The organism is Actinokineospora auranticolor, from assembly GCF_041897805.1.
Classification (GTDB): Bacteria; Actinomycetota; Actinomycetes; order Mycobacteriales; family Pseudonocardiaceae; genus Actinokineospora; species Actinokineospora auranticolor.
This window is the reverse complement of the sequence record NZ_CP154825.1, coordinates 7,365,255-7,377,747: the sequence shown is the minus strand read 5'-3', so window position 1 is coordinate 7,377,747 and position 12,493 is coordinate 7,365,255. Positions and strand designations below refer to the sequence as shown.

General features: G+C 72.8%; 13 protein-coding genes. 6 read left to right on the top strand and 7 right to left on the bottom strand.

All coding sequences use genetic code 11. The features are described from left to right. Positions 1-18: 18 nt before the first annotated feature. Together V5P93_RS32125 and V5P93_RS32120 are read right to left on the bottom strand one after the other, a co-directional pair. Positions 19-453: a DUF1707 domain-containing protein gene (locus tag V5P93_RS32125; RefSeq protein WP_104482226.1), complete on the bottom strand. Its 435-nt coding sequence runs from the start codon at positions 451-453 to the stop codon at positions 19-21. Between the two features lie 21 nt (positions 454-474). Beyond that, positions 475-1,029, bottom strand: a complete 555-nt coding sequence (locus V5P93_RS32120) for a YceI family protein (RefSeq protein ID WP_104482227.1) — start codon at positions 1,027-1,029, stop codon at positions 475-477. Positions 1,030-1,156: 127 nt separating this feature from the next. Between V5P93_RS32120 and V5P93_RS32115 the strand changes: the two genes are divergently transcribed. Further along, the gene (locus V5P93_RS32115) at positions 1,157-2,401 is read left to right on the top strand and encodes a cysteine desulfurase-like protein (protein WP_104482228.1); all 1,245 of its coding nucleotides are present in this window, start codon (positions 1,157-1,159) and stop codon (positions 2,399-2,401) included. A 301-nt stretch (positions 2,402-2,702) separates the two neighbouring features. Here V5P93_RS32115 and V5P93_RS32110 read toward each other — a convergent pair whose 3' ends face one another. Next, positions 2,703-3,818 (bottom strand): S1 family peptidase, encoded by a 1,116-nt coding sequence (locus tag V5P93_RS32110; RefSeq protein ID WP_104482229.1) that lies wholly within the window; start codon positions 3,816-3,818, stop codon positions 2,703-2,705. 320 nt (positions 3,819-4,138) lie between these two features. Between V5P93_RS32110 and V5P93_RS32105 the strand changes: the two genes are divergently transcribed. The 3 genes from V5P93_RS32105 to V5P93_RS32095 are packed head-to-tail and all read left to right on the top strand — an operon-like array spanning position 4,139 to position 6,927. After that, entirely contained in the window at positions 4,139-4,378 is a 240-nt protein-coding gene (locus tag V5P93_RS32105; protein WP_104482230.1) for a hypothetical protein, read from the top strand. An 18-nt stretch (positions 4,379-4,396) separates the two neighbouring features. Beyond that, positions 4,397-5,293, top strand: a complete 897-nt coding sequence (locus V5P93_RS32100; RefSeq protein WP_104482231.1) for an alpha/beta hydrolase — start codon at positions 4,397-4,399, stop codon at positions 5,291-5,293. After that, positions 5,290-6,927, top strand: a complete 1,638-nt coding sequence (locus V5P93_RS32095; protein ID WP_104482232.1) for an ABC-F family ATP-binding cassette domain-containing protein — start codon at positions 5,290-5,292, stop codon at positions 6,925-6,927. The genes V5P93_RS32100 and V5P93_RS32095 overlap by 4 nt, the downstream gene beginning before the upstream one ends. Positions 6,928-7,212: 285 nt before the next feature. Here V5P93_RS32095 and V5P93_RS32090 read toward each other — a convergent pair whose 3' ends face one another. Then, a complete protein-coding gene (locus V5P93_RS32090) occupies positions 7,213-7,419 on the bottom strand; it encodes an antitoxin (protein ID WP_104482233.1) in 207 nt (68 codons plus the stop codon). A gap of 125 nt (positions 7,420-7,544) precedes the next feature. On the opposite strand from V5P93_RS32090, the gene V5P93_RS32085 reads away from it, so the two are divergent. Continuing rightward, positions 7,545-8,264: a TetR/AcrR family transcriptional regulator gene (locus V5P93_RS32085; protein ID WP_146108284.1), complete on the top strand. Its 720-nt coding sequence runs from the start codon at positions 7,545-7,547 to the stop codon at positions 8,262-8,264. Between the two features lie 4 nt (positions 8,265-8,268). On the opposite strand, the gene V5P93_RS32080 is transcribed toward V5P93_RS32085, so the two are convergent. Continuing rightward, entirely contained in the window at positions 8,269-9,126 is an 858-nt protein-coding gene (locus V5P93_RS32080; protein ID WP_104482234.1) for an isocitrate lyase/phosphoenolpyruvate mutase family protein, read from the bottom strand. A 120-nt stretch (positions 9,127-9,246) separates the two neighbouring features. On the opposite strand from V5P93_RS32080, the gene V5P93_RS32075 reads away from it, so the two are divergent. Then, entirely contained in the window at positions 9,247-10,683 is a 1,437-nt protein-coding gene (locus V5P93_RS32075; protein WP_104482235.1) for an AlkA N-terminal domain-containing protein, read from the top strand. Positions 10,684-10,758: 75 nt separating this feature from the next. On the opposite strand, the gene V5P93_RS32070 is transcribed toward V5P93_RS32075, so the two are convergent. Both V5P93_RS32070 and V5P93_RS32065 read right to left on the bottom strand, forming a co-directional pair. Continuing rightward, entirely contained in the window at positions 10,759-12,003 is a 1,245-nt protein-coding gene (locus V5P93_RS32070) for a nucleotide sugar dehydrogenase (RefSeq protein ID WP_104482236.1), read from the bottom strand. 34 nt (positions 12,004-12,037) lie between these two features. Next, on the bottom strand, positions 12,038-12,361 hold the full coding sequence (locus tag V5P93_RS32065; RefSeq protein ID WP_104482237.1) for a hypothetical protein: 324 nt from the start codon (positions 12,359-12,361) through the stop codon (positions 12,038-12,040). Between the last annotated feature and the right edge of the window lie 132 nt (positions 12,362-12,493).

Sequence of the window (12,493 nt, the reverse complement as noted above, 5' to 3'; positions counted from 1 at the left end):
CCACAGTGGACGGATCGGCTACGAGGTGAAGACCAGGATCAGGGCGAGGATGCCCAGCGGGGCCAGCGCCCACCACGTGCCGGTGAACGCCACCACGGCCACCGTGCTGACGCCCGCGACACCGAGGAAGGCGAACAGCCCCCGGTTGTTGCGGTGCGTCCGGTGCGGTTCCCACAGCCCGTTCGCCTGCTCCGGCTGCGGCTGCGCCACCCCGCGCGGCACCGGTACGGGCGCGGGCGCCGGGGTGGGGGCCGGGTCGAACGTCGGGTGTGGTCGGGGCAGGTCGACGAAGAGGGCGCGCAGGTCGGCCCGGACGCGGGCGGCCGTGGCGGCGGCGCAGCGCTGCTCGTACTCGGAGATCTCCAACCGGCCGCCCGCCAGGTGCTCGGCCAGCGCCTCGACGGCCCGCTCGCGGTCGGACGTCCCGACCCGGATCTCCGCCTCGCTCCCCATGGCCGCCAGTTTACGCGGAACCTAGGCGGCTTCGCGGTGCACGGCCTCGATTTCCACCAGTACGCGTACCTCGTCGCCCACGGCGAGGTTGCCGTTGGCCAGTTTGCTCTGGAAGACGATCCCGAAGTCCGCCCGGCTGATCGTGGTGCTCGCCGAGAACGCGGCCTTCGGCGTGCCGTCGAGGCCGACGCCGAAGCCGAGCAGCTCCAGGTCGAGGGTGATGGCCTTGGTGACGCCGCGCAGGGTGAGGTCGGCGTCGAGCAGGTAGTGCTCGCCGTGCTCCCGCAGGCCGGTGGACCGCAGCGTGGCGGTCGGGTGGTTCTCGACGTCGAAGAACTCGCCGCCGAGCAGGTGCCGGTTGAAGCTCTCGAGGCCGGTGTCGAAGGACGCGGTGTCGATCTCGGCGTGGAAGGTCGAGCCCAGCGGGTCGGCGGCGGTGACGATCTCGCCGGAGAACCGCTCGAAGCTGCGCCGGTAGCGGGTCAACCCCAGGTGCCGGACCACGAACGAGACGTCGGAGTGGATCGGGTCGATGTCCCAGGTGCCCGCGATGTAGCCGGTGATCGTGCTGGTCAAGGCGATTACTCCTCGTAGGGGGTGAGCCGGTGGCCTACCACCCGAACGGTGGCACCGCGCGGGGGTGCAGTCAAAGATCACCTCGCCCGTCCCGGACTCCGGGACGCCGCGACATACCCTCGACGGCGTGACCTATGACGTGGACACCGTCCGTACCCACTTCCCCGCCCTGACCGAGGGCGCGGCCCACTTCGACGGCCCCGGCGGATCCCAGGTGCCGGTCCAGGTGGCCGAGGCGATCGCCGCGACCATGCTCAGCGCCCTGTCCAACCGCGGTCAGGTGACCGCCGCCGAACGGCGCGCGGACCAGGTGGTCGCCGACGCCCGGCAGGCGGTCGCCGACCTGCTCGGCGCCGACCCGGCGGGGGTGGTGTTCGGCCGGAGCATGACCCAGGTGACCTACGACCTGTCCCGCGCGCTGGCCAAGGAGTGGGGCCCGGGCGACGAGGTCGTCGTCACCCGCCTCGACCACGACGCGAACATCCGCCCGTGGGTCCAGGCGGCGACCGCCGCCGGTGCTTCCGTGCGGTGGGTGGACTTCGACCGCTCGACGGGCGAGCTGCCGGTGTCCGCGGTGGCGGACGCGCTCGGCCCGCGAACCAGACTGGTCGCCTTCACGGCGGCGTCGAACCTGCTCGGCACCCGCCCGGACGTCCTCGCCATCAGCGCGGCGGCCCACGACGCCGGGGCGCTGACGTATGTGGACGGCGTGCACCTGACCGCCCACGACCTGGTTGACGTGCGGGAGTTCGGCGCGGACTTCTACGCGTGCTCGCCGTACAAGTTCCTGGGACCGCACCTGGGCGCGGTGGCGGCCGACCCGGCCTTGCTGGACCGGCTGCGCCCGGACAAGCTGCTGCCGTCGTCGGACGCGGTCCCGGAGCGGTTCGAGTGGGGGACGTTGCCGTACGAGTCGTTGGCGGGCGTGACGGCCGCTATCGACTTCCTGGCTGGGCTGGTCGCCTCCGGGGGAACCCGGCGGGAGCGTCTGGCCCGTTCCTTCGCCGCCCTGACCACTCACGAGTCAACCCTGGTCAATCGCCTGATCACCGGCCTGACCGCGCTACCGGGGATCACCGTGCACGGCTCCCCGAAGCACCGCACCCCAACGGTCCTGTTCACCGTCGACGGCATCGCCCCGAGGACCGTCTACGAGCGGTTGGCCCTGTCGGGGATCAACGCCCCGGCGAGCCACTTCTACGCCATCGAGTGCTCGCGGTGGCTCGGCCTGGGCGACGCTGGAGGGGTGCGGGCCGGGATCGCGCCGTACACCAACGAATCCGACGTAGACCGCCTGCTGACCGCCTTGGTGGACCTGGTTTCCCGACCTCAGGGTCTCCGACCTCGACACCGCTCGACCTCCGAGCTGTAGGCCCGGCGGTGCTATCCGCCTCCAACCCTCCGCAGCGCCACACGACCCCCTGTTGCGCCACCCGTCCCAACCCACCCACAACTCTCGCCCGGTTGTCCACCGGCTTGATCATCTCCGCCGAGAACTGTCGGTCCCCGCCGGTGAATGGACACCGGGGGCCGGCTGCATGTCTTGATCAACACTTCGTGACCGCGACCGCTCGACCGACGCCGCTTGATCGAACCCCGAAGAGGGGCCGAGGCCCCGTCCACCCCCCGAGCAGGGTGGACGGGGCCTCGGTTGCTCGCCCCCGCGGGTGGGGTCAGCCGGTTACCAGGCTGAGGCCGTAGGCCGAGAGGATCTCGTTCACCGGCTGGAAGTACGTGGTGCCGCCCGACGAGCAGTTGCCCGAGCCGCCGGAGGTGACGCCCTGGGCCTGGTTGCCGCTGACCCAGGAGCCGCCGGAGTCGCCGGGTTCGGCGCAGGCGTTGGTGCGGGTCAGGCCGGTCACCGTGCCCTCGGCGTAGTTCACGGTCGCGTTGGTGGCCTGGACGGTGCCGCAGTGCCACCCGGTGGTCGAGCCCGAGCGGCACACGCTGGAGCCGACGCCCGCTTCGGTCGACCCGGCGACGGTCACGTCACCGTTGCCGTAGCCGTTCACCGTGGGGCTCGGGGTCCACGACGAGTTGCTGGCCACCCACGAGTAGTCGTTGCCGGGGAACGAAGAGCCGCGGAAGGTGCCGAGCGCGCTGCGGTCCGCACCGGTCACGCTGGAGCCGGGGGTGCCGCAGTGGCCCGCGCTCACGAAGCCGCCGTCCACCGAGAACCCGACGGAGCAGCGGCTGGAACCGTCGATGTAGTAGGCGTTCCCGCCGACGATCGCGCCCGCGAAGGTGCGCGGCGCCTCGGTCGTCTCGACGACCCGGACCGGGCCAGCGGCCTTCGCCCTATCCACAAAGGACTGTGCGTCCGCGCCCGCCCGGACGGTCAGCACGACCGAGTTGGACGGCGCGTCGACGTACCAGCCGGTGACCGCGCTCGGCGCCTTGGCGCCCGCCTGCCGGTCGATGGCGGCCTTGGTCTCCGCCAGTCTGCCCGCGCTGTGCGCCACGACGGCGGTCCGGGCGCCGGTGGCCTCGACCGCGGCGCGCTTGGCCGCGTCGGTCACGCCGACGACCAGGGTGCCGCCGTCGAACCAGGAGCCGCCGAAGGCCGCGCCCGCCGCTGATTCGGCCGACGGGAGCAGGGCGCGGGCGTCGCTCTCCCGGGCCAGGCGCTGGTCGACCTGGGCCGCGGTGAGGCCCAGGTCGCGCTGGAGGGCCGGGACGAGCGCCTCGGGGGCGGCCGTCGCGGACGGGGTGAGCGCCACGGCGGCGCCGGTGGCGAGCCCGATGGCGCCGAGCAGGGTCGCGACTCTCGTGGGGGAGCTGCTGCGCATGGGGACAGGTCCTTCTTCCTTGCTCGCAGGGTCCGGGTGGTCGGCCCGGTGTGCAGGGTTGTCGGCACGCTCGGCCCTACCCCGGATCGGTGACCGCCGATCGGGGAGGTGCTGGTCCGGCGATGCGCTGACGCTAGATCGACTCCCCGCAGGTCGGACACCCTACGAAAGTCGGTTCAGTGAACTCTTCACCTAATGAGACGCAATCCGGTTACCAACGGTGAGCGAGAATTTGTCGGTCGTCGGACTAATTCGTTACGTCATTCGAGTGACAGTGGCCACCCCTTGTGTGACGATGTGTCCGAACTAGGGGATAGCTGATGGGTGCGCACAAGCAGTGGCCGCCGCCGGGTTCGGTGGTCACCTTCACCATGGTCGACTTCGCCGCGGGCAGCCCGCGCTTCGTCGGCATCGGGGTCGTCGCGGGAGAGCCGCGCCCGCACCCCCACCTCGACCTGCTGGGCGTGCCGCTGCGCACGCTCGCGCCGCACCACAGCCCCGTCCCCGAGTGGATCGCCTGGTCGGACATCATTGACGCGGTGCCGCCACCGGGGCGGTGACCGCGGAGGAGGTGGGCCGTGCCGTTGCACCCCCAGGTGCGCACGTTGGTCGAGGCGGGCGGTTTCGGGTCGCCGATGACCCAGGACACGCTCGCGCAGGCCCGTGTGGACATGACGACCGGCGCGATCACCGACGCGGGCCCCGGCACCCAGGTCGCCGACGTGGTGGACGTGGACGCCGACGGCGTGCCGGTCCGCTTCTACCGCCCCGACGGCGAACCGACGCCGCCGGTCGTGCTCTACCTGCACAGCGGTGGTTGGACCACCGGCGGCATCCAGACCCACGACGCGGTCTGCCGGTTCATCGCCGCGCTCTCCGGCGCCGCGGTCGCCCTCGTCGACTACCGCCTCGCCCCCGAGCACCCGTTCCCGGCCGCGCTCGACGACGCCGACCGCGCGCTGAACTGGTTGCGCGCCACCGCGGACAAGCTCGTCGTCGACGTCAACCGGATCGGTGTCGTCGGCGACTCCGCGGGCGGGCACCTGGCCGCGGTCCTCGCCCGCCGCCAGCGCGACCTCGGCACCCCGCTGCGCTGCCAGGTCCTGGTCTACCCCGTGCTCGACGCCGCCGACGAACTGACCGATGTGGACAGTCCGGCGCTCGCGCCGGACGAGATGGCGTTCTGCTGGAACGCCTACGCGCCGGTCGGCATCGACCGGTCGCAGCCCGACCTCGCCCCCGGCTCCGGCGACCTGTCCGGCCTGCCGCCCACGCTGGTGATCACCGCCGAGTACGACGTGCTGCGCGGCAGCGGCGAGGCCTACGCCGACCGGCTCGCCGACGCCGGGGTGCCGGTGGTGTGCGTGCGCTACCTCGGCCAGGTGCACAGCTTCTTCCGCAAGCCCGCCCGGTTCGACGCGGCCCGCCAGGCCATCGCGCAGGTGGCCGCGACGCTGCGCGCGGAGCTGGCGTGAGCGCCACCCTGGTCGCCAAGTCCCTGGCGGCCGGGCACGGCGACCGCGCGCTGTTCACCGGGCTCGACCTCGTCGTCGCGCCCGGTGACGTGATCGGGCTGGTCGGCGCGAACGGCGCGGGCAAGTCCACGCTGCTGCGCACCCTCGCCGGGCTGCTGCCCGCCGAGGAGGGCGAGGTCCGGCTCAGCCCGGCCACCGCCACCGTCGGGTACCTGCCGCAGGAGCCGGAGCGGCGCGCGGGCGAGACCGTCGAGGCGTTCCTCGGCAGGCGCACCGGCGTGACCGAGGCCCAGTCCGTGATGGACGCCGCCGCGGAGGCGCTGGGCGCGGGCGTGGCGGGCGCGGACGACGCCTACGCCGTCGCCCTGGAGCGCTGGCTCGCCCTCGGCGGCGCCGACCTGGCCGAACGGGCGGCCGACGTGATCGCCGACCTGGGCCTGGGGGTGGGGCTGGGGCAGGAGATGCCCACGCTCTCCGGCGGCCAGGCCGCGCGGGTCGGCATGGCGTCGCTGCTGCTGAGCCGCTACGACGTGTTCCTGCTCGACGAGCCCACCAACGACCTCGACCTCGACGGCCTGGCCCGGCTGGAGAACTTCGTCACCGGCCTGCGCGCGGGCGCGGTCCTGGTCAGCCACGACCGCGAGTTCCTGACCCGCACGGTGACCGGCGTCCTGGAACTGGACCTGGCCCAGCAGCAGATCAACCTCTACGGCGGCGGCTACGCGGCCTACCTGGAGGAACGCGAGGTCGCCCGTCGGCACGCCCGCGAGGCGTACGACGAGTACGCGGACACCAAGTCGTCGTTGGAGCTGCGGGCCCGGACGCAGCGGGCGTGGATGGAGAAGGGCGTGCGCAACGCCCGCCGGAAGGCGTCCGACCCGGACAAGCACGTCAAGCACCACCGCGGTGAGACGTCGGAGAAGCAGGCCGCCAAGGCCCGCCAAACCGAGCGCCTGATCGAGCGGTTGGACGTGGTGGAGGAGCCGCGCAAGGAGTGGGACCTGCGGATGGAGATCGCGGTGGCCCCCCGCGCGGGCAGCGTCGTGGCGGCGCTGCGCGAGGCGGTCGTGCGCCGCGGCCCGTTCGCGTTGGGGCCGGTCACGCTGGAGATCGGGTGGGCGGACCGGGTCGCGATCACCGGTGCGAACGGGGCGGGCAAGACGACCCTGCTCGCGGCGCTGCTCGGGCGGGTCGAACCGGACTCGGGTGCGGCTTATCTGGGGCCTGGGGTGGTCGTGGGTGAGGTCGACCAGGCGCGGGGCTTGTTCCTGGGGGCGGAGTCGTTGCTGGACGCCTTCGGGCGGCAGGTGCCGGATTGGCCGACCGCGGACGTCCGCACGCTGCTCGCGAAGTTCGGCCTGCGCGCGGACCACGTGTTGCGTCCTGCGGTGACGTTGTCACCGGGGGAGCGCACGCGTGCTGCTCTGTCGTTGCTCCAAGCGCGTGGGGTGAACCTGCTGGTCCTGGACGAACCGACCAACCACTTGGACCTGCCGGCGATTGAGCAGCTTGAGTCGGCTCTCGCGTCTTACACCGGCACTCTGCTCCTGGTCACCCACGACCGCCGGATGCTGGAAGCCGTCTCCACGACCCGCGCGCTGGTGGTCGCCGACGGGAAGGTCACGGAGAGCTGACTCCCCGCGTTCCGGTCAGATGTCGAGCAGACGGACCCTATCGGCAGTGCCGATATCCGCCGGGCGCAATTCTATGACCGCCCCAGCCGGACCCAGGACAGCCCCCGCCCTCCTCTGGGGGAACAGCCCTGCTCCAGTCTATCGGTATTGGGGCGGCGGAGAAGGCGCGGCGTAATCCTGTGGATGGGTATCGAGGATGTGGATAACCCGTGAATGGCGGGGTTAGCCGGCTGAGTCGGCCGATCGGGTGGGTGGGGCCACGTCCGGGTGGCCCCACCCGGGGGCCTAGTGGCCCGGCTTGGGGCTGGTGGCCGTGTTCACCCGGCGGACGGCGTTGTTGATTTGGCGACTGTATTTGCCTTTGGTCTTCTGGTCGACGAAGTGGCCTGCCTTCGCCGCCATGCGGTTGACTTTTTCGGGGTTTTTCTTGGCGTACTTGGTCGCGGCGGCGGCCGCTCCGGCCAGCGCGGTCAGCTTCTTCAGCAGGGGCATCCCGTGCTCCTTTCCATGCGGGGGAGGTCCACCCGTCGTGGTCGAGGTGCCTCATCGTCTCAACGGCTGGGGTACCACGTTTGGTTCCTGGCCAAGCGCGGTCGTTCACCCGTTACTGTGCATGTATGGCCACGTATGCATCGGTTACCGGGAGGCGGCAGCGGTCCGGCCAGCCCGCGGTGACCCCGGAGCGGATCGTGGCGACCGCGCTCGACCTCACCCGGGCGCACGGGCTGGAGGACTGGACGCTGCGCCAGCTCGCCGCCGGGGTCGGGGCCTACCCGGCGGTCATCTACCACCACGTCGGCGACCGGGAGGCCGTGGTGGCCGCGGTGCTCGACCGGGTCGTCGGCGCGCTGCCCGTGCCCGAGGCCGACCTGCCGTGGCGGACGTGGTTCGAGCGGTTCCTCACCGACGCCCGACCCGTGCTGCTGGCCCACCCCGGCGTCGCGCGCAGGCTAGCCGTGCACGGGGAACTGGTACCCGCTCTGCACCCGGTCATCGACCGCGCCGTCACCGTGCTGCGGCACGCGGGCTTCGGCGACCGGGCCGTGCCCGCGCACACGTTCCTCACCGCCCAGGCGTGGCAGTTCCTCGCCGCCGAGGACGACCGCGACGCCGCCCTGCGCGCGCGGACCGCCGCCCTGCGCACCGAGCTGGCCGACCGCGCGGAACTGTCCGGTTTGGTCGAACTGGGGCGCTACCACCGCGCGCACCCCGACACCGACCTCTACGCCTACGCCGTCGCCACCGCCCTGGACGGCGTCGCCGCCCAGGCCGCGCCGCCGCGCGCCCTGGGCGGTGTCCACGATCTGTCCACTCCCGAAGTCCCAAGCGGACGGTGAGCGGTCAGCGGGTGAGCAGCTTGTTCAGCTCGACCCAGCTCAGCGATTCCGCGACCGACGTGTACGTGCCCGCCGCCAGCAGCTCCTCCGTCGCCCGCCGCGCCAGCGCGTACGCGGACTGGGCGATCGCCGCGCCCAGGCTGGCCCTGGCCACGCCGACCGCCTTCAGCTCGCCGATCGACGGCGCCCCCGGGTGCACCATCGCGTTGACCGGCGCCGGGATCTCGCGCACCAGCCTGCCGAGGGTGTCCAGGTCGGTCAGACCCGGCACGAAGATCCCGGACGCGCCCGCGGTCAGGTAGGCGTTGGCCCGGTCGACCGTCTCCCGGAACCGGGCGTCCTCGTCGGTGCCCACGCCGCGCAGGTACGTGTCCGTGCGGGCGTTGACGTACAGGGAGATCCCGGCTTCGGCCGCCGCCGCGCGCGCCGCCGCGAGCCGGTCCGACTGCTCGGCGACCGCGCGCAGCGGGCCGTCGCCGCTCTGGAACGAGTCCTCGATGTTCACCCCGACCGCACCGGCGGCCAGCACGGCGCGGATGGTGTCGGCGACGTCGTCGGCCGTGGCGCCGAAGCCGGTCTCGATGTCGGCGGTGACCGGCACGTCCACCGCGGACACCACCCGGGCGATCAGGTCGACCGCCAGCGCCTTGCTCAGCGCGTCGCCGTCGGCGGCGCCGAGGCTCCACGCCACGCCCGCGCTCGTGGTGGCGACCGCGCGGCTGCCCGCCGCCACCGCGACCGCCGCGCTGGCCACGTCCCAGGCGTTGGCCAGCGCCAACACCCCGCCGCCCGTGTGCAGCGCGTGGAAGGCCGCCGCACGGTCCTGTTGGGAAGTCGCGGCCTGTGGTTGGGAAGTTGTCATGGCACCCAGTCAAGCAGAGCCGACCGACAATGCCGGCGAAAACCCGACGCCGCGGCTTTCTGGACTGTCAAGTCGTTTTCCCGCTGATGACGCTGTACGGCCGACCCGCATCCTGTCCGGGTGCATGAGGATTTCGACCGCTGCGTGCGCGCCGTCCGGTCCAAGGACGCGCGATTCGATGGCTGGTTCTTCACCGCGGTCCGGACCACCCGCATCTACTGCAGGCCGAGTTGCCCCGGGATGCCCCCCAAAGCGGAGAACATGACGTTCTTCCCGAGCGCGGCGGCCGCCCAGCAGGCCGGGTTCCGGGCGTGCAAGCGGTGCAGGCCGGACGCCAGCCCCGGTTCCCCGCAGTGGAACGAGCGCGCGGACCTGGCCGCGCGCGCCATGCGGCTGATCGCCGACGGCGTGGTCGACCGGGCAGGCGTACCGGGGTTGGCCGCGCGGCTCGGCTACAGCGTCCGGCAGGTGGAGCGGCAGCTGCTCGCCGAGTTCGGCGCCGGTCCGCTGGCCCTGGCCCGCGCGCAGCGCGCGCAGACCGCCCGGCTGCTGATCGAGACCACCGCGCTGCCGATGAGCGAGGTCGCCGCTGCGGCCGGGTTCGGCAGCATCCGGACCTTCAACGACACCGTGCGCGAGGTGTTCGCCTTACCGCCGACCGAACTGCGGCTGCGCGCGGGCCGCCAGGTCGCCAGCCCCGGCGTGCTCTCGCTGCGGCTCCCGTTCCGCGAACCGCTGTGCCCGGACAACCTGTTCGGCCACCTGGCCGCGACGGCGATCCCCGGCGTGGAGGAGTGGCGCGACGGCGCCTACCGCCGCACGCTGCGCCTGCCGCACGGCACCGGCATCGCGACGCTGCGCCCGACCGCGGACCACATCGCCTGCCAGCTCGCCCTGACCGACCTGCGGGACCTGGCGCGCGCGATCAGCCGCTGCCGCAGGCTGTTGGACCTCGACGCCGACCCGATCGCGGTGGACGACCTGCTGGCCACCGACCCCGTGCTGGCACCGCACGTGCGCCGGGACCCGGGGCGGCGGGTGCCGCGCACGGTCGACGGCGCGGAGCTGGCGATCCGCGCCGTGCTGGGGCAGCAGGTCTCGGCGACCGCGGCCCGCGGGCACGCGGCGCGACTGGTCCAGGACCACGGCGACCTCGTGCACGACCCGTCCGGCGGTCTGACGCACCTGTTCCCGACCCCCGCGGTGCTGGCCGGGCTGGACCCCGACCGGTTCGCCTTACCCAGGGCCCGCCGGGACACGGTGGTGGCGCTGGTGAACGCGTTGGCCGCGGGCGCGGTCGACCTGGGAGTGGGCGCGGACCGGGACCGGGCCCGGGCGCGGCTGTCGGCGCTGCCGGGGTTCGGCCCCGGGACGGTGGAGACGATCGCCATGCGGGCCCTGGGCGACCCGGACGCGTTCCTGCCGGGCGACCCGCAGGTGCGGGCCGCGGCCCGGTCGCTGGGGTTGCCGTTCACCCCGGCGGCGTTGACCGCGCACGCGGCGGCGTGGCGGCCGTGGCGGGCCTACGCGGTGCAGTACCTCTGGGCCGTCGTCTGAACCGCGGCCCCTCGCGGCGAAAGCGCGGCCGTGAGGTGAGTTCGCGTTGTGCCGGGTGGACCGGTGCCGGACCGGTCAGAGCCGTTCCACGTTGTCGCCTTCCATGACACCCCTGGTGTCCAGCACCGCCTTCGCCCCGCGGGCCACCGCGGCCAGGTCCACGCGGTCGTGCGGCTGCAACAGCACCACCAGGTCCGCCGAGGAGTCCACAGTGGATTCACGGTGGACCGGGACGCCGTCCACGGTGAACCGGTCCGCGTGCGGGTCGTGGTAGGCGACCTCGACGCCGAGCGAGCGGAGCTGGCGGACCACCCCGGTGGCGGGGGACTGGCGCAGGTCGGCGATGTTCGGCTTGTACGTGACCCCCAGCAGCAGCACGCGGGCGCCGAAGACCCGACCCGCCTCGCGGGCCAGGATGTCCCGCGCCCGCCGCACGACGTAACCGGGCATGCCCGCGTTGACCTCCTGAGCCGCGGTCACCATCGAGCACGGCAGGCCCTCCGCGCGGGCCCGGTTGGCCAGGTAGCGCGGGTCCACCGGGATGCAGTGGCCGCCGACGCCCGGGCCCGGGGTGAACGGGTGGAAGCCGAACGGCTTGGTCGCCGAGCAGCGCAGCACGTCCCAGACGTCGATGCCCAGCCGGTTGCAGAAGACCGCGAGCTCGTTGACCAGGGCGATGTTGACCAGCCGGTAGCTGTTCTCCAGCAGCTTCGCGGTCTCCGCCTCGCGCAGGCCCGCGGCGACCACCACCGAGTCGACCAGCACCTCGTAGAAGGCCGCGCAGCGCTTGGCGCAGACCGGGGTCAGCCCGCTGACGACCTTCGGCGTGTTCTCCAGGACGTACTCGCCGTTGCCCGGGTCGATCCGCTCCGGTGAGTAGCCCAGGTTGAAGTCCACACCCGCGACCAGGCCGGTGGATTCCAAGATCGGCAGCAGCACCTCCTCGGTGGTGCCCGGGTAGCTGGTCGACTCCAGCACGACCAGGCTGCCCGGGCGCAGCCGCTCGGCGACCGCGTGCGCGGCGGCCATCACCGCGCGCAGGTCCGGTTCGCCGTCCACCAGGCCGGTGGGCACGCAGATGACCACCGTGTCCGCTGTGGACACCGCGGCGAACGAGGTGGTGGCGGTGAAGCCCCGCGCCAGCATGGTGCCGATCTCGGCCGGGGCGGTGTCCTGCACGTGCGACCGGCCCGCGCGCAGGCCCGCGACCACGTCCGGATCGGTGTCCACGCCGACCACCGCCAGCCCGGCGCCGCTGGCCCGCCGGGCCAGCGGCAGGCCGACGTAGCCGAGTCCGACCACCACGAGGTCCGCAGACACGGGCGCTGTTTCCTTCCTGCCGGTGGGGCCGGGCTCAGATGCTGAAGCTGCCGATCGGGCTGACGTGCGTGCCGTTGCCCGGGGCCAGCTGGGAGACCGGGATGATCGGGAACTTGCACGCCGGGTCGAAGTAGATGGTGACCACCTTGTCCGTCCGGTTGATCAGCACGTGCGAGCCCGCGGGCAGCAGCTTGCAGCCCGAGGGATTCTCGTAGACCGTCACCGGCATGTACTCCATTTGGAACACGATCACGTCGCCCTTGGCGGGGGCCGGGGCGGGTGCGGCGGCCGCGGGCAGGGCCGCGGTGGCGAGCGCGCAGGTGCCGAGGACGGCGAACAGGGGGCGGGTGAAGCGCATGTGCTACCTCCAGGGGGCGTTGGCGTCGGATCGGGCGCCGTGATCCATGCTGGTCATTTCCGAACCGGGCCGCAGTCGCTGAGTCGGGTAAGGCTTTTCACCTCATCGATAAGTGGCGCGTGACCGCCGGTA